We start from the raw sequence: 15,886 nt of genomic DNA, 5'->3' as shown, positions 1-15,886 counted from the left end.
ATGAGACATGGCAAAAGTGATCATAGGAACAAAGGAGAATCCGGTGAGATTCAGCTACGCAAACGTGTTTGAGCCAAAGAGCATAAACGGAAGCGAGCCCAAATACTCTGTAAGCATAATAATACCAAAGTCGAACAAGCAGGCCATAAGGGACGTTGAGCAGGCAATCGAGGAGGCTAAAAAGGACGGAACAGCAAAGTTCGGCTCAAAGTTTACAAGCGGCAACTTCAAGGTTCCCTTAAGGGACGGGGACATAGACAGGCCGGACGACGAGGCCTACGAGGACAGCTACTTTATAAACGCCAACGGCAAAGCCAGGCCGGGAATAGTCGACCGCAGGCTACACCCGATAAATGACCAGACTGAATTCTACAGCGGCTGCTACGGCAGGGCGAGCATAAACATATTCCCCTACAGCGCTGCCGGAAACAAGGGGCTGGCGGCAGGGCTCAACAACATCCAAAAGACTGAAGATGGAGAAGCACTGGGAGGAAAGGCTAGAGCCGAGGACGACTTCGAAGCCATAGGTGGCGACGAGGACGACTTCCTGGGCTAGAAGGGAGCGGGGGCATTGCATTGCCCCTTCCTTATCCAAAATGGAACGCTTTGAGAGAGTTCAAAATATAATGCCGAATAAAAACCATAGGGCAGTTAGAGGTGAGTTTATGAAAGTGCTCTCGATTGATATTGAAACATACAGCAGCGTGGATCTTGCAAAGTGCGGGGTATACCCTTACGTCGAATCAGGCGACTTTGAAATACTCATCTTCGGCTACGCATTTGGTGATGAGGATGCAAATGTGGCAGACCTGGCAAGGGGAGAAGAGATCCCCCAGGATGTCCAAAAGGCCATGACGGACCCGGCGGTGATAAAGACAGCCTTCAATGCAAACTTTGAAAGGACATGCCTCTCGCGGCATTTCAAAAGGGAAATGCCGCCAAGCCAGTGGCGGTGCTCCCAGGTCCACGCACTGACGCTTGGGCTTCCGGGACACCTTTCGGCAGTGGCCAAGGTCATGGGCTTAAAGGAGCAAAAGATGAAGGAGGGCAAGGCCCTCATAAGGTATTTTTCAATGCCCTGCAAAGGAGGCGCGAGAAGCAGGAACCTTCCGGAGCACGACATGGAAAGGTGGGAGACGTTCAAGGAATACTGCAAGAAGGATGTCGAGGTCGAGCGGGAAATCAGAAGAAAGCTCCAGGCCTTCCCTGTTACAGAAAACGAGCAGGAGCTTTGGCAGCTGGACCAGAGGATAAACGACATCGGCATAAGGGTGGACAAGGACCTTGTCGAGCATGCGATAAGGTGCGACGAGCTGCACCAAGAGAAGCTTTTAAAGCAGGCCAGATGTCTTACGGGGCTTGAAAACCCAAACAGCCCCGCCCAGCTCAAAGGCTACCTGAGGGACAAGCACAAAATCCAAATAGAGAGCCTCTCGAAGAAGGCTGTGGAAGACCTGCTGGAGGAAACCAGAGACGACCAGGCAAGGCGGCTCCTGGAGTTGCGGCAGGAGATGTCCAAAACCTCCGTCAAAAAGTACGAGGCCATGGACAGGGCCATGAGAAAGGACCACAGGATTGGTGGCCTCCTGCAGTTTTACGGCGCCAACAGAACCGGGAGGTGGGCCGGCAGGCTGGTGCAGATACAGAACCTGCCCCGAAATGCGATGAAGGACCTGGATCTTGCAAGGGACATTTTAAAGTCCGGGGACTACGAGCTGCTGGAGCTTCTCTTCGATTCGGTGCCCGACGTGCTTTCCCAGTTGGTAAGGACGGCCTTCGTGCCATCGCCGGGAGCCAGGATAATAGTGTCGGACTTTAGCGCCATTGAAGCCAGGGTCATAGCCTGGCTTGCCGGGGAGCAGTGGGTCATAGACACCTTCAGGGGCCACGGCAAGATCTACGAGATGACGGCCAGCAGGATGTTTAGTGTGCCCATCGAGAAGATAGCAAAGGGAAATCCGGAGTATGAGCTCAGGGCGAAGGGCAAGATAGCGACCCTGGCCTGCGGTTATCAAGGGGGAGTCGGAGCACTAAAAGCCATGGGAGCCGAAAGGATGGGGCTTTCAGAAGACGAGCTTTCGCTCATAGTCTCCGCCTGGAGAAAGGCGAATCCAAACATAGTAAGGCTCTGGCGGGATGCAGAGGAAGCCGCGGTAAAGGCGATAAAGGGGAAAACCTCGGTAAGCTTGCAGCATGGCCTCAAGTTCCTGTATAAAAGCGGGATGCTGCTAATAAGACTGCCTTCCGGCAGGAGCCTTGCCTATGCAAGGCCGAGAATTGAAGCCGACATGAGATTCGGCAGGGACAAGATCACATTCGAGGGACTGGACCAGACCTCAAAGTCATGGGGAAGGATAGACACTTATGGAGGAAAGATAGCCGAGAACCTGACACAGGCGATTGCAAGGGACTGCTTGGCGGAGGCGATGCTCAGGCTCGACAGGGCTGGGTACAAGATAGTGGCCCACATACACGACGAGGTGGTCCTGGACGTTCCAAAGGGCGAAGGCTCCCTGGATGAAGTAAACGAGATAATGAGCTATCCCATAGGCTGGGCAAGTGGCCTTCCCCTGAGCGCCGACGGGTTCGAGTCGGAGTACTACAAGAAGGACTAAAAGCGCCATATTTCCCGCAGGAAAGGAGGGATTTCTTTTGATTGACAGAGCCACATACAAGCAGCTCAAGCACTACAGCAAGCTGCAGATGGAAAGGTTCCTGACGGAGTACTACCTTAATGCAGCCGAGGATGCCTTGGACTCCTTCATAGAAAGGCTTAAAACCGAGAAGGGAATCGGGCCAAGGACCAGAGAGAAGATTGAAAAAATAAGAAGCGAGGTGTTTTCCCATGGAGGAGGCAGACATGATAGAGCAAAGCCGGATTAAAAAGCTAAAGTGCGACGGCCTTCTTACAATAGCCACCGGAAGAAGCAGAAAAGAGCTGGAGTGGAAAAACAAGGAGATGTCCTGGTCGCAGCTTGCAGAAAAGCTGAGCCATACAACCAGGACCCATGAGACGTTCGAGGAATACAAAAGATACTCCAAGGCGAGGCGGGACGAGATAAAGGATGTAGGCGGGTTTGTGGGAGGAGCCCTTAAAGGTGGCAGAAGAAAATCAGGCAGCGTGTCCTGGAGGCAGCTTGTAACCCTGGATGCCGACTTTGTGAAAGGGGACCTGTGGGACAGCGTTGAGGCGATACTGGGCTGCGGAGCAATCATGTATTCCACCCACAGCCACAGCCCCTCGGGCCAAAGGCTAAGGCTGGTAATACCGCTTAAAAGGCCCGTGTCCTCGGACGAATATGCGCCAATAGCAAGAAGGATAGCGGCTGATATTGGCATAGACTTCTTTGACGACACCACATACGAGGCACACAGGCTGATGTACTGGCCCTCGACATCCTCTGACGGAGAGTATGTGTTCAGATTCGCGGACGAGCCCTGGCTTGACCCGGACGAGGTGCTAGAAAGATACAAGGACTGGCGGGACTCCTCCTACTGGCCCGAAAGCTCAAGGGCCAAGAGCGATAGAACAAGGCTTGCAGAAAGGCAGGGAGACCCCAGGGAGAAGGGCGGTATAGTAGGAGCCTTCTGCAGGACATACAGCGCAGTTGATGCGATAGACAAGTTCCTGCAGGGAGTGTATACGTCCTGCGACGATCCAAGCCGCTACACCTATGAAAAGGGCAGCACGTCAGGAGGACTTGTGATTTACGGGGAAGGAGACTTCGCCTACTCCCACCACGGAAGCGATCCCATAAGCGGCAAGCTGTGCAACGCATTCGACCTGGTGCGCCTACACAGGTTCGCAGAGCTGGATGAGGATGCAAAGGAGGGCACGCCTGTAAACAAGCTGCCGTCATACAAGGCCATGCAGGAGCTCTCCACGAAGGATGCGGCCGTCAAAAAGCAGATAGCCGGAGAAAGGATGGCAGCGGCCAGCGAGGATTTTGGAGTTGAGGCAGACTGGCAGGAGGGCCTTGAAATCAATAATAATGGCGAGCTAAAGAACACACTCAGCAACATGATACTCATCCTAAGGCACGACTCTCTCATCGCGAGCGTATTTTACAACGAGCTCAGGGAAGGCATAGACGTGGAAGGCGAAGTTCCCTGGAAAAGGCTAAAGCGTGGCTGGAACAAAACAGACGAAGCATCGCTCGCCGGATACATCGACAGCGCCTACGGGCTCTACAGCCCAGGAAAGCTCAAAGAGGCCGTGATCAAAGTCTCTGTCGAAAGGTCACGCCATCCGGTGAGGGAGTATCTAAGAGGTCTACCCGAGTGGGACAAGGTGAGGAGGGTAGACGAGCTGCTCATCTCCTACCTGGGGGCTGAGGATAACGTCTATACCAGGGAAGCCATGCGCAAGACACTTGTAGCGGCAGTGGCAAGGACTATGAATCCCGGCATAAAGTACGACACCGTGCTTGTCTTAAACGGTCCTCAGGGAATAGGAAAAAGCACGCTGTTTTCAAAGCTGGGGGGCAAGTTTTTCAGCGATTCACTGTCCATATCGGACATGCGGGACAAGACGGCGGCTGAAAAGCTTCAGGGCTACTGGATCGTGGAAATCGGGGAGCTTGCCGGAATAAAAAAGGTGGACGAGGATACGCTTAAGTCATTCATCACCAGGCAAGACGACAAGTTCAGGGCCAGCTACGGCTACTCGGTGGAGGACCATCCAAGGCAGAGCATACTTGTGGGAACGACGAATCAGGAAGCGGGCTTTCTACGGGACTTAAGCGGTGGCCGCAGGTTCTGGCCTGTGAAGACTCCCGGGGGCACAAGGCTAAAGCCCTGGAACCTTGATGACATCGACCAGATATGGGCGGAGGTTATGGAGTACTACAACCAGGGCGAGAGTCTAATATTAAGCGACGAGGCTGAGAAGATCGCAGGCGTGGAACAAATTGAGGCTCTCGAAAGCGACGATAGGGAAGGGATTGTCAGGGAGTATCTGGACAAGCTGCTGCCTTCAAATTGGGACGCCATGGAGATTTGCGAAAGAAGAAGCTTCATACGGGGGGACGATTTTGGAGACGCCGTGAAAGGAAGCGTAAGAAGGGACAAGGTGTGCGCTATGGAGATCTGGTGCGAGCTATTTGGCAAGGAGGCAAGCGCCATGAGGAAAATCGACTCCTACGAGATAAACGCCATAATGAGAAAGATCCCTGGATGGGAGAAATACTCGGGCAACAGGCAGTCTCGTGCGAGAGTGCCCATATACGGAATACAAAGGATTTTCACAAGAAAGAGTGAACAAGAGTGAACAAGAAAAGCCTTGTTCACAGGAGTCGTTCACAGCCTGAAAGAGAGCATTTATAAGTGGTTTGTATATTATGTGAACAACGTGAACAAGAATATATATATGAATAATACAAATAAAGAATATATAGCGTATATGTATATACCTAAACTCTATAATGCGCAGTAGCGCGTAAGGAAATCTTGTCACGTTGTTCACGCAAAAATGCATAGAATCGATGTAAGGCTTAAGGTGCAAAGGCTGGAAGGGGCAGTCGTCTTGTGAACGAGATTGCGTCTTGATCACAAAAGGAGAGATAAGTGTGCAGGAAAGACATATAGAGGCAAGACTTAAAAAAGAGACAGAAAGGCTGGGAGGGATCGCATTAAAGCTAGTCTGTCCGGGAATGGCAGGCGTGCCGGATCGGCTGGTGCTTTTGCCCGGCGGAGTCGCCCTGTTTGCGGAGCTCAAGGCTCCAGGGAAAAAGCCAAGGCCTCTTCAGATAAAAAGAAAAAAGCAGCTGGAGAGATTGGGGTTCAAGGTCTATGTCATAGACTCCTACAAAGGGATTGAAGCTTTTTTACGGGAGGTGAGCGGGTGAAATATAGGCCTTATGACTACCAGGAATACGCAAAGCAGTGGATCATAGACAAAGAAAAAGCAGGGCTTCTGCTGGAGATGGGCCTTGGAAAGAGCGTGATCACGCTGAGTGCGATAAACGACTTGATGTTTGACTACTTTGACATAGAAAAAGCCTTGGTGATAGCCCCTCTTAGAGTGGCCCAGTGCACCTGGGATGAAGAAGCGATGAAGTGGGATCATCTAAGGCACCTTAAAATATCAAAGGTGCTCGGAACCGAGAAGGAGCGAATAGAGGCTCTTGGCATCGAGGCGGACATATACATCACAAATAGGGAAAACGTGAAGTGGCTTGTGGATTTTTATAAAAAGAGCTGGCCTTTTGACATGGTAGTAATAGATGAGCTCTCAAGCTTCAAGTCGCCAAGGTCGCAGCGCTTCAAGGCCCTTAGGAAAGTAAGGCCGCTTATAAAAAGGGTAGTTGGCCTTACAGGAACTCCGTCGCCAAACGGCCTCATGGATTTGTGGTCGCAGATTTACCTTCTAGATGGCGGGGAGAGGCTCGGGAAGACTATAACGGGCTTTCGGGACAGATACTTTCTGCCGGACAAGAGAAACCAGCACGTCATATTCAGCTACAGGCCAAAGGAAGGGGCACAGGAATCTATATACAACAAGCTCTCGGACATATGCGTCAGCATGAAATCCCAGGACTATCTGAAAATGCCGGAGAGGATAAACAACATCATAAAGGTTGAGCTGCCGGAGAAGTCAAAGGAAAAATACAATCAGCTTGAAAAGGACCTGCTGCTTCCGCTAAAGGGCTCCGACATAGTCGCAAACACGGCGGCTGTGCTTTCAAACAAGCTGTTGCAAGTGGCAAACGGGGCCGTATACGACGAAACGGGAGAAGCCAAGCATATCCATGACGAAAAGCTAAAGGCGCTCGAGGATACGATAGAAGCGGCAAATGGAAAGCCGGTGCTGGTGTTTTATTCCTACAAGCACGACATAGATAGGATTGAAAAGCATCTTAAAATAGACGACCTCAGGGTTTTAAAGAGGGTAGAGGACATTGCAGACTGGAACAACGGAAAGGTGAGTGTAATGCTGGCTCATCCTGCATCGGCAGGTCACGGCCTTAATCTTCAAGCCGGCGGGAACATAATAATATGGTTTGGGATTCCGTGGAGCCTTGAGCTCTATGCCCAGGCCAACGCAAGGCTCTACAGGCAGGGCCAAAAGCAAAACGTAATAATCCACCACCTGGTGGCCAAAGGCACGTTGGACGAAGATGTGATGAAGGTCCTTGAAAACAAGGAAGACAGGCAGGAAGCGCTGCTAAGAGCAGTGAAAGCAAGAGTAGACAAGGTGAAGGGAGGAAGAGAGTAATGAAATATAACATGTACAACAGCGAAGGGTACCTGGACATGACGGCCTACAAGGCTCTTACGAATATAGATCGAGAAATGAAAAATAGGAAAAAGACTATAAAAAAATCTGCTGAAGGAGGAAAAGAGGATGGAAGTAAAGCTGATAGAAAAATGCTTTGCCTATAGGGAAGGCAAATGCAACATCTTGAATGTAAGAGAATGCGAGGGCTATGAATGCAGCTTCTTTAAGACCTGGAAGCAAAGCAAGAAGGACAAGAAAAGAGCCTTGGACCGCATACGCTCCTTGGACAGAGCATCGCAAATAAACATAATTCAAAACTACTACGTCGGAAAAATGAAGCTGCTCGAGAAGGCGTCCGAATAGCATCCTTAAAACCGGGAGGAGAGGCCATGAATGTAAAGGAGTATTTGTCTCAGGCCATGTGGCTTGATAGGATAATAAACAATAAACTGCAGCAGTTGGATTCGCTCAAGTGTCTAGCTCAAAAGGTCACCGCCAGCTACAGTCTAGACAAGGTGAGCTCGTCCAAGAGCAGAAGCCCTATGGAAAACTCCATAGTCAAAATAATAGACCTGGAGCATGAAATCGACGAGGACATAGACAATCTTGTGGAGCTCAAAAGAAAAATCTCAAAGGACATAGGCAGCTTGGACAACATGAGCTACAGGCTGCTTTTGGAGATGAGATATATAGGCGGGCAGAGCTGGGAGGATGTGGCCAGCAACATAGGCTATGATGTGAGGACTGTGTTTAGAATCCACGGAAAGGCGCTGAAAGAAATCGAGAAAATAAAAATGTGTCAGTAAATGTCATTGTATGTCAGTATCAAAGAGTCATATAATATAAACTGTGAAGGCATGGAGAAAATCAAGAGCACCATGTGCTGTAGCATATGCCGGTGTTATATCGATTCGATTCTTAGGAAACGCAGCACTTTTGATAGCAAAGCCCTTGGAGGAAAACTCTTTAGGGCTTTTTCTGTGTCTGATTATGAAGAAAATATGAGAAGCAATTACCTATATTCGAAAAACGCGGGTAAAAAACCCAAAAAACTACCCATGTTTTATTGTTGTGGGAAGCAACTACCTATATAAAATGAAATAAGAAAGGTCATAACGGAGCCTTATTTCGGAATGGGCGTTTAAAGTGAAATAAGAAGGGTTGTAAGGAGATAAGATATATGCCAAGAAAGCCAAAACGAATGTGCAGCCATCCGGGATGCCCGGAGCTGACGGAAGGCAGGTACTGCGAGAAACACCAGAAGGAAGAGAGCATCAAGTACAACACGAACAGACCCAGCAAGCATTTGTATGGCAGCAGCAGGTGGAAGAAGCTAAGAAAAGAGTTCCTGCTGGCTCATCCTCTTTGCGAGTCATGCAAAGGTAGAGGCGTTGTCAAAGCTGCAACTGTTGTGGATCACATAAAACCCCACAAGAGGAATGAAGAGCTCTTTTGGAACCAGAGCAACTGGCAGGCGCTTTGCAAGCAGTGCCATGATACAAAGACGGCGAAAGAAGACGGAAGATGGGGAAGAAAAGGAACCGTGTATACTTACTAGAAAATGTTGATAACTCAGCAGTATAAACAGAAGGGGTAGGGGGGATCAAATCGCTACGACCCGAGAGCCGGGGAACGGGGCTGCCCCACCGCGTGAAATTTCGCGAAATTACAGGGGCGGGGTATCAGAGCGGCTCCGCAGGTACAAACATTGAAACAGCAACATTTAAAAAAATAGATACGCCTTTGGAAGCTGCCGAAAAGCAGGATTTCCAAGGCGTTTTTTAATGCGATAAGGAGAGTGAGATTTGTGGATATACAGAAGGTTTCGGTGGATAAGTTGAACCCTGCAAAATACAATCCGAGGAAGAATCTAAAGCCGGGCGACGCAGAATATGAAAAGCTGAAAAGGTCCATAGAGACCTTTGGCTATGTGGAGCCGGTAATATGGAACAAAAGGACAGGCCACATCGTGGGAGGGCACCAAAGGTACAAGATTCTAAAGGCTCAGGGAGCAGGCGAGATAGACTGCGTTGTGGTGGACATGAGCGAAGATGAGGAAAAGGCGCTTAACGTGGCCCTCAACAAAGTAAGCGGCGAGTGGGACCTGCCGAAGCTGACTGAGCTTATAAACGAGCTTGACCAGTCCATGTTTGACATCTCGCTTACGGGCTTTGACGCGGCGGAGATTGAGGACCTGTTTTCGAAAGTCCATGACAAGGGCACCAAAGAGGACGACTTCGATGTGGACAAGGCTCTGGATGAAATAGCAGAGCCGGTTTCAAGGCAGGGCGACATCTGGATTTTGGGAAAGCACAGGCTGATTTGCGGAGACAGCACAAAGGCTGAAACATATGAAAAGCTCATGGAGGGCAAGAAGGCCAACCTGTGCGTGACGGACCCGCCTTATAATGTCAACTACTCAGCGGGCAAGGAAAACGAGCGTGTAATTAAAAACGACAACATGGAGGACAAGAGCTTCTATGAATTTCTCCTGGCGGCATTCAAAAATGTTTTCGAGGCGCTTGACGATGGAGCGGGAGCGTACATATTCCACGCCGACACGGAAGGGCTCAACTTCAGGAAGGCATTTAAGGACTCCGGCTTTCATCTCTCGAGCGTGTGCATCTGGGCCAAGCAGTCGCTAGTGCTAGGCAGATCCGATTACCAGTGGCAGCACGAGCCGGTCCTCTACGGTTGGAAGCCAACAGGCAAGCACAGGTGGTACTCGGACAGGAAGCAGACAACGGTTTGGAATTTCGACAGGCCGACAAAATCAGAGCTTCATCCGACAATGAAACCGATACCTCTTGTGGCCTATCCGATTCAAAACAGCTCGATGACAAATTGCATTGTCCTGGAGCCCTTTGCGGGCAGCGGTTCCACGCTCATAGCCTGCGAGCAGACAGGAAGATTGTGCTATGCAATAGAGCTTGATGAAAAATATTGCGACGTTATTGCTGCAAGATTTGTTGAAATGGCTGGAGTTGAAGGGGCATTTTTGGTTCGTAACGGAGAAAAAATCCCGTACAAAGATACACTCATAAATGCGTAAATAACTTGCTATTACCTGTGTTTAGAGTGATATATGGATTACACCAAAGACACGGGAGGGATTTAAAATGGAAGTAAACAAATGCGATCAATTCAAAATTGCAAACACATACCAGAAATACGAGGTCGTAGGCAAATGGGGAAAAGACATTGTCCTGGCATCGATTTACATGGACAACAATGACTGCCTCATTTATTCCCTGAGTGAGATAGAACAGCTTGTCAAAGCAGGAAAACTTATTCGCACAAGGAGGCATGCAAAATGAATGCACTCTTTGGAAGGAAAGTTAGAGACCTTGAAGAACTGAAGGAGCTTACAAAGGAAGCGGTCCAAGACGAATGTGAGGGAACGCCATACGAGGTGACAAGAGAGGTTTTAATGAGTGACGCGGCCTTCAGGGAATTTGCAGAGGACCTGCTGAAAGACCAGTCATGGATTGACAAAGGTGATGGCGGCACAAACAGAAACGGCGAAATAAGATGCATAAGAGTAAAAAATCGGGATACCGGAGAAAAGATACTTGTAAATGGGGAAGGATACGATTACCCAAGGTATACAGCTTTGGAACTTGAATAAGCCCTTCGGGGCTTTTTCACATTTAGTTTGATAAAAGGCCTAAAAGACTTGCTATTACCTGTGTTTAGAGTGATTAATGTAGTAACAAAAAACACAGGTCGAAGGAGGTCAGAAGGATGAAAACCCAGAGCTTTGGAATCGAGATAGAATTTACGGGCATAACAAGAGCAAAAGCCGCCAAGGTGATAAGCGAATATTTTGGAGCGACGGCAGCCCACATCGGTGGAGGTTACGACGCATACGCGGTGGAAGACGGCGAGGGTAGAACCTGGAAGATCGTAAGGGATGCGAGCATAGCCATTGAAAGAGGCGAACAGGTGGAGCTGGTAAGCCCGATATGCAGATATGAAGACATAGAAACCATTCAGGAACTTGTAAGAAAGCTAAGAGCAGCCGGCGCAAGGTCGAACAGCTCATGCGGAATCCATTATGCCAAGAAGTACGTTATGCTGAGTAATCCCATATTTCCAGCGGTATAACAGGCTACAACGTTCATGGTTGATTGATTTTCTTCGCATAACATTCCACAATAATATTATCCCTATTATGGGAAATACTTTTGTGGAGGTATCAGATTGAATCAACAAACCCCAACCCAGTCACCTGTTCAAGCTCTTGTAGGAGCCCTTGAAGCATATCTGGTGACACAAAATTATACCATCAGCACCCTACAGCATTACCGACGCGTCTGGCGAGAGCTTACCTGTTATGCCGATGAGAAAGGAATCGTAACCGCTGAACCTGAGTGGATGAAGCAGTTCTTACACGAGCATTACGACATCAGCGATGGGAATGCGCTTACTAGAACGCAAAAGACCTATTACCGTGCCGCCGGTATGCTCTGCGATTTTCAGCGGTATGGGTATGTATTGCGTCGCAAGCATACTAAGCGGGAGATATTCCCCCAGCGATACCAGTGCATATTTGAAGCAGCGGAGAAATATTGTGCACAAAAGCGCATAGCAGTGAGAACACAACGACAGTTTAGCGTACACCTTCGTAGATTCGTATCCTTCTTGGAATCGCGGAACTTGCGGATAGAAACGGTTGAAGCATCTCATATGCGCGAGTATTTCCTTACGCTTGAGACGCTGGCGAAAAGCACTGTCTCTTTCGATCTTTATGTATTGCGTTCAGTTCTGCCCCTGCTATTTGCGGACGGCGTTACATCGTCGAATTTGTCATTGCTCTGCCCTTCGATGCGCATTCCGGCGGGAGCCAAAATTCCATCGGCATACTCGCCGGAAGATATTCAGGCAATTCTGGATGCCGTGGATAGGGAAAATCCGCAGGGAAAACGCGATTACGCAATCCTGTTGATTGCAGCCCGGCTTGGGCTGCGTGTCGGTGACATCCGCGAACTTCGCTTTGAAAATATTCGTTGGGATGCGGGTGAAATCCATTTTGTTCAAAGCAAAACTAGTAACGAGATCGTCCTTCCGCTTTCCGATGAACTTGGATGGGCACTCATTGACTATGTGAAAAATGGACGTCCCATAACCGACAGCAAAGTCATATTTGTGCGCCACATCGCTCCATACGATGCTTTCGGTAAAGACAACAACATGAACAGCATCATTTCTAAATACTTTAAAATAGCCAAAATCCATGTGCCTCCGGGCAAAAGGCACGGAATGCATGTGTTCCGACATAGCCTGGCGAGCAGCATGCTGGCAAATGGAACGCCGCTGCCAGTTGTGTCGGAAGCCCTTGGTCACAATGAGACGAACACCACTGCCAGATATCTTAAAATTGCTGTCGAACAACTGCGAGGCTGCGCGTTGGAGGTGAACGTATGATGAAACCATGCAAAACTTCCTTCCAAAGCCCGTTTGCGGCGCATATTGAGGCATTCATCACGCAAAAACGAGCATTTGGATACAGCTACAGCGCAGAAGAACACCAGCTTCGCCGCTTTGATGTTTTTTGTGTGGAACAGAAAATTACCGAACCGACGTTGACAAAAGAATTAACAAAACAGTGGATTGAAAAACGAGCCAGGGAAGCAGCCAAAAGCCAACATCTCCGTTGTTCTGCAATCCGTCAGTTCGCACTGTTTCTTTCGTCATGCGGTCTGGAGGCATATGTTTTGCCAGTTCGGAAGAACACGGTGTCACAAAGTTATGCACCGTACATCTTCGCCGCAGAGGAATTGAAGGCGATTTTTCATGCTACCGACCAAATGACACCTTGCACTATATCACCATTTATCCATGAAGTGATGCCGATGATCATCCGACTTCTTTACGGCTGTGGTCTGCGGAGTGGCGAGGCGTGTCATCTCAAAAAATGTGATGTTTCGCTGGACGACGGTATGCTGACCATCTTGAACGCAAAGAACGAAAAGGATCGTCTGGTGCCAATGTCAGATTCCCTTGCTGACAGATGCCGCGCGTATTCTAAGCGGATGGGACTCCTGTGCCCGGATACCGCATATTTCTTTCCGAACAAATACGGTGGCTGCGTTGAAACGTTTACGATTTATTCGTGGTTTCGCAGGTTCCTCTTTGAAGCAGGTATCCCGCACCGAGGACGGGGCAAGGGGCCGCGCGTACACGATCTCCGGCACACGTTCGCCGTTCACAGCCTGCGAAAAATGGCCAAGGACGGCATGGATTTGTATTGTGCGATTCCAGTGCTGTCCATGTATTTGGGACATGAGAATATTTCCGTGACCGAGAAATATCTTCGCATGACTGCGACGGTTCACCCCGAAATCCTCGAACAGCTTCAGCGCGTTTATGGGAACATGCTACCGGCGGATTTGGAGGTGGAACAATGAAACCTTCGGATTTTGCTTACGCGCTGACAAAATACTTGTCCGCTTATCTTCCCGGGCAATGCAATGCCAGCGAAAATACTGTCCGCGCGTACAGAGATACGTTTAAGCTCCTGCTTCGCTTTGCTGATACGCAGGAAGGCATTCGCCTGGAACGGCTGACCCTTGCGGATGTTGACAAATCATTTGTTGAGGGCTTTCTGTCATGGCTTGAAACTGTGCAGGGCAACGCCGTGTCCACACGAAATCACCGACTTGCCGGAATTCACGCCTTTTTCCGGTATTTGCAGAGCGAAAAGCCGGATATGATGCTTCAGTGCCAGCAAGTGCTCAGCATCCCGGTAAAAAGAACAGTAAAGCCAACCGTGAATTATCTGACGGTGGACGCGGTAAAAACTATTCTGTCTATGCCGAATACTTCAACAGTTTACGGAATGCGCGATCTCGCCTTACTCGGTCTCCTCTATGACACAGGTGCACGCGTCAGTGAACTCATAGAGTTAAGACCGAAAGATTTGCGTCTGGCTGCGCCGCCAGTTGTGACGCTCTTTGGCAAAGGCCGAAAAGCGCGGCAATGCCCACTTTCCTCAGAAATGACAGATCATCTCGTGAAGTACTTGTCTGCTTGGGGTTTAGATGCTCCGGAAAAGTCAGATCATCCGCTGTTTGTCGGTCATAATGCCGAAAAACTGACACGGGCGGGTGTTGCTTATGTCCTCAGCAAATACGTGTCCGTCGCCCGTGAGAAAAATGCAAGCATTATCCCAACCATAGTGTCGCCGCATATGCTCCGGCACAGCAAGGCCATGCATTTGCTTCAAGCCGGGGTGAATCTCGTATATATCCGCGACTGGCTGGGTCATGCCAGTATCAAAACCACGGAAATTTATGCAAGGGCAGACTCCGAAATGAAACGGACAGCCTTGCAGAAAGCGGCAGCTACGGTTATGCCGCAGCAGAGCCAGCAATCACCATGGGCAGAAGATGTTGAACTAATGAAATGGCTGAGTTCTCTTGGTAAGTGAAAATGTTATGCAAAGTTATTTGACGGTTAAGCCGCTTGCTACGCGGCTTGCCGCCATTGACTCAGCATAACGTACTTCTTGGCATAATGTATCTTATGTGAAGCTTCACATAACATACATATCCACATAAACGCGGCTCCCCACAATGCCAAGAGCCTTAGGAACATAGCCAACATAATGGCAAGCAAAGAGGACCTCATATTCAAAGCTCTGGCAGTGGAAGAAGGCAGGGCACGCCGCTACTGCAAAAAGGTTGACGAGAGCTTCATAGAAGAAATCAACCGCAAGAAGCCCCAGACATTAAGCGATGTAAAAAGCCTTTGGTACCACGGCGGAGACGGCAGCAGACAGCATTACCACGAAAGCCGCTACCACGCCCTGAACCTCCACAGTGTTTTTCAAAAGGGAACCATAGAGTTTAGAATGTTCAACAGCGACATTAGGCACGCCGGCAAGATAAAAGCGTATATACAGTTTTGCCTGGCGATAAGCCATCAGGCGCTGACTCAAAAATCAGCCAGCAGGGCCAAGACGATAACCGACAACCCCAAATACACCTTCAGGACCTGGCTGCTTAGGCTTGGCCTTATCGGAGACGAATTCAAAACAGCCAGAAAGCACCTTTTGGCGAATCTCGAAGGCGACATAGCATGGCGACAAACACCTGCAGCGTGAAGATAAAAGGGCACAGGGGGCGCACAGTTCGCCCCTGATTGCGCTTAAAGAGGAGGACATTAGTCATGAACGAAAAGACACTATATATCGCATACGGCAGCAACCTCAACATAGAGCAAATGGCTCAGCGATGCCCGAGCGCCAAGATTGTAGGCGAGAGTACAATAGAAGACTATCAGCTTCTATTCAGAGGTGGCAGTGGAAGGGCAGTAGCCACAATTGAAAAGCAAGAGGGAGGCAAAGTGCCAGTTCTGATTTGGCAGCTTGAAGAAAGCGACGAGGAGATACTTGATAGATATGAAGGCTATCCGTTTTTCTACCGGAAGGAGTGGATGGATGTATTCGTAAATGAAGAGCGCATGAAAGCCATGGTCTATATCATGAACGGAGGCAGAGTGCTTGGGGCGCCAAGCCAGCTCTATTACGACACAATACTCCAGGGCTACATGAGTGCCGGATTTGCTAAGAGCATCCTTGAAGATGCGCTTAGAGTTTCAAGCAGAAAATAAGCTCGGTGCATAATCATAAATGACTTGCTATTGCCTGTGTTTAGAGTGATT

19 protein-coding genes are annotated in these 15,886 nt (G+C 49.3%); all 19 read left to right on the top strand.

Annotation, left to right across the window (positions count from 1 at the left end):
- Window positions 1-7: 7 nt before the first annotated feature.
- The 19 genes from EAL2_RS09830 (at window position 8) to EAL2_RS09745 (ending at window position 15,835) form a co-directional block, all read left to right on the top strand.
- Window positions 8-556, top strand: coding sequence for a DUF2815 family protein (locus EAL2_RS09830; RefSeq protein ID WP_025436217.1), 549 nt, complete (start codon window positions 8-10; stop codon window positions 554-556).
- 40 nt (window positions 557-596) lie between these two features.
- Entirely contained in the window at window positions 597-2,615 is a 2,019-nt protein-coding gene (locus EAL2_RS09825; RefSeq protein WP_330375762.1) for a DNA polymerase, read from the top strand.
- A 37-nt stretch (window positions 2,616-2,652) separates the two neighbouring features.
- Window positions 2,653-2,883, top strand: coding sequence for a hypothetical protein (locus EAL2_RS09820; RefSeq protein WP_025436215.1), 231 nt, complete (start codon window positions 2,653-2,655; stop codon window positions 2,881-2,883).
- Window positions 2,861-5,269 (top strand): virulence-associated E family protein, encoded by a 2,409-nt coding sequence (locus tag EAL2_RS09815; RefSeq protein ID WP_025436214.1) that lies wholly within the window; start codon window positions 2,861-2,863, stop codon window positions 5,267-5,269. The genes EAL2_RS09820 and EAL2_RS09815 overlap by 23 nt, the downstream gene beginning before the upstream one ends.
- A gap of 298 nt (window positions 5,270-5,567) precedes the next feature.
- Complete coding sequence (locus tag EAL2_RS09810; RefSeq protein WP_025436213.1) at window positions 5,568-5,846, top strand: PDDEXK family nuclease; 279 nt, start codon at window positions 5,568-5,570, stop codon at window positions 5,844-5,846.
- Window positions 5,843-7,216, top strand: a complete 1,374-nt coding sequence (locus EAL2_RS09805; protein ID WP_025436212.1) for an SNF2-related protein — start codon at window positions 5,843-5,845, stop codon at window positions 7,214-7,216. The genes EAL2_RS09810 and EAL2_RS09805 overlap by 4 nt, the downstream gene beginning before the upstream one ends.
- Complete coding sequence (locus EAL2_RS15520) at window positions 7,216-7,383, top strand: hypothetical protein (RefSeq protein ID WP_158408916.1); 168 nt, start codon at window positions 7,216-7,218, stop codon at window positions 7,381-7,383. The genes EAL2_RS09805 and EAL2_RS15520 overlap by 1 nt, the downstream gene beginning before the upstream one ends.
- The gene (locus EAL2_RS09800) at window positions 7,346-7,582 is read left to right on the top strand and encodes a hypothetical protein (RefSeq protein ID WP_051489151.1); all 237 of its coding nucleotides are present in this window, start codon (window positions 7,346-7,348) and stop codon (window positions 7,580-7,582) included. The genes EAL2_RS15520 and EAL2_RS09800 overlap by 38 nt, the downstream gene beginning before the upstream one ends.
- Window positions 7,583-7,608: 26 nt before the next feature.
- The gene (locus EAL2_RS09795) at window positions 7,609-8,025 is read left to right on the top strand and encodes a DUF1492 domain-containing protein (RefSeq protein ID WP_025436210.1); all 417 of its coding nucleotides are present in this window, start codon (window positions 7,609-7,611) and stop codon (window positions 8,023-8,025) included.
- Between the two features lie 374 nt (window positions 8,026-8,399).
- Window positions 8,400-8,777, top strand: a complete 378-nt coding sequence (locus EAL2_RS09790) for an HNH endonuclease (protein ID WP_025436209.1) — start codon at window positions 8,400-8,402, stop codon at window positions 8,775-8,777.
- A gap of 249 nt (window positions 8,778-9,026) precedes the next feature.
- Window positions 9,027-10,271 carry a site-specific DNA-methyltransferase gene (locus EAL2_RS09785; RefSeq protein ID WP_025436208.1) on the top strand — a complete coding sequence of 415 codons (1,245 nt, stop codon included), beginning with the start codon at window positions 9,027-9,029 and terminating at the stop codon, window positions 10,269-10,271.
- Window positions 10,272-10,338: 67 nt separating this feature from the next.
- Window positions 10,339-10,536, top strand: coding sequence for a hypothetical protein (locus EAL2_RS09780; RefSeq protein ID WP_025436207.1), 198 nt, complete (start codon window positions 10,339-10,341; stop codon window positions 10,534-10,536).
- Window positions 10,533-10,847, top strand: a complete 315-nt coding sequence (locus EAL2_RS09775) for a DUF6329 domain-containing protein (protein WP_025436206.1) — start codon at window positions 10,533-10,535, stop codon at window positions 10,845-10,847. Before EAL2_RS09780 ends, EAL2_RS09775 begins: the two co-directional genes overlap by 4 nt.
- A 116-nt stretch (window positions 10,848-10,963) precedes the next feature.
- Window positions 10,964-11,326 (top strand): amidoligase family protein, encoded by a 363-nt coding sequence (locus tag EAL2_RS09770; protein WP_025436205.1) that lies wholly within the window; start codon window positions 10,964-10,966, stop codon window positions 11,324-11,326.
- 96 nt (window positions 11,327-11,422) lie between these two features.
- Complete coding sequence (locus tag EAL2_RS09765; protein ID WP_025436204.1) at window positions 11,423-12,646, top strand: site-specific integrase; 1,224 nt, start codon at window positions 11,423-11,425, stop codon at window positions 12,644-12,646.
- Window positions 12,643-13,629: a tyrosine-type recombinase/integrase gene (locus EAL2_RS09760; RefSeq protein ID WP_025436203.1), complete on the top strand. Its 987-nt coding sequence runs from the start codon at window positions 12,643-12,645 to the stop codon at window positions 13,627-13,629. The genes EAL2_RS09765 and EAL2_RS09760 overlap by 4 nt, the downstream gene beginning before the upstream one ends.
- Window positions 13,626-14,651 (top strand): site-specific integrase, encoded by a 1,026-nt coding sequence (locus tag EAL2_RS09755; RefSeq protein ID WP_025436202.1) that lies wholly within the window; start codon window positions 13,626-13,628, stop codon window positions 14,649-14,651. The genes EAL2_RS09760 and EAL2_RS09755 overlap by 4 nt, the downstream gene beginning before the upstream one ends.
- 90 nt (window positions 14,652-14,741) lie before the next feature.
- Window positions 14,742-15,326: an amidoligase family protein gene (locus EAL2_RS09750; RefSeq protein WP_084481112.1), complete on the top strand. Its 585-nt coding sequence runs from the start codon at window positions 14,742-14,744 to the stop codon at window positions 15,324-15,326.
- Between the two features lie 65 nt (window positions 15,327-15,391).
- The gene (locus tag EAL2_RS09745; protein ID WP_038602040.1) at window positions 15,392-15,835 is read left to right on the top strand and encodes a gamma-glutamylcyclotransferase family protein; all 444 of its coding nucleotides are present in this window, start codon (window positions 15,392-15,394) and stop codon (window positions 15,833-15,835) included.
- Window positions 15,836-15,886: the final 51 nt, after the last annotated feature.

Source organism: Peptoclostridium acidaminophilum DSM 3953 (assembly GCF_000597865.1).
In the GTDB taxonomy this organism is placed as follows: domain Bacteria; phylum Bacillota; class Clostridia; order Peptostreptococcales; family Peptostreptococcaceae; genus Peptoclostridium_A; species Peptoclostridium_A acidaminophilum.
The sequence above is the reverse complement of the archived record's forward strand: the minus strand, read 5'-3'. Positions and strand labels throughout refer to the sequence as shown.

What these genes read in the sequence shown, in the direction of transcription:
- EAL2_RS09780 (WP_025436207.1), top strand. Translation starts at nt 10,339, where the DNA reads ATGGAAGTAAACAAATGCGATCAATTCAAAATTGCAAACACATACCAG.
- EAL2_RS09775 (WP_025436206.1), top strand. Translation starts at nt 10,533, where the DNA reads ATGAATGCACTCTTTGGAAGGAAAGTTAGAGACCTTGAAGAACTGAAG.
- EAL2_RS09795 (WP_025436210.1), top strand. Translation starts at nt 7,609, where the DNA reads ATGAATGTAAAGGAGTATTTGTCTCAGGCCATGTGGCTTGATAGGATA.
- EAL2_RS09745 (WP_038602040.1), top strand. Translation starts at nt 15,392, where the DNA reads ATGAACGAAAAGACACTATATATCGCATACGGCAGCAACCTCAACATA.
- EAL2_RS09830 (WP_025436217.1), top strand. Translation starts at nt 8, where the DNA reads ATGGCAAAAGTGATCATAGGAACAAAGGAGAATCCGGTGAGATTCAGC.
- EAL2_RS09800 (WP_051489151.1), top strand. Translation starts at nt 7,346, where the DNA reads ATGGAAGTAAAGCTGATAGAAAAATGCTTTGCCTATAGGGAAGGCAAA.
- EAL2_RS09755 (WP_025436202.1), top strand. Translation starts at nt 13,626, where the DNA reads ATGAAACCTTCGGATTTTGCTTACGCGCTGACAAAATACTTGTCCGCT.
- EAL2_RS09770 (WP_025436205.1), top strand. Translation starts at nt 10,964, where the DNA reads ATGAAAACCCAGAGCTTTGGAATCGAGATAGAATTTACGGGCATAACA.
- EAL2_RS09760 (WP_025436203.1), top strand. Translation starts at nt 12,643, where the DNA reads ATGATGAAACCATGCAAAACTTCCTTCCAAAGCCCGTTTGCGGCGCAT.
- EAL2_RS09815 (WP_025436214.1), top strand. Translation starts at nt 2,861, where the DNA reads ATGATAGAGCAAAGCCGGATTAAAAAGCTAAAGTGCGACGGCCTTCTT.
- EAL2_RS09825 (WP_330375762.1), top strand. Translation starts at nt 597, where the DNA reads ATGGAACGCTTTGAGAGAGTTCAAAATATAATGCCGAATAAAAACCAT.
- EAL2_RS09790 (WP_025436209.1), top strand. Translation starts at nt 8,400, where the DNA reads ATGCCAAGAAAGCCAAAACGAATGTGCAGCCATCCGGGATGCCCGGAG.
- EAL2_RS15520 (WP_158408916.1), top strand. Translation starts at nt 7,216, where the DNA reads ATGAAATATAACATGTACAACAGCGAAGGGTACCTGGACATGACGGCC.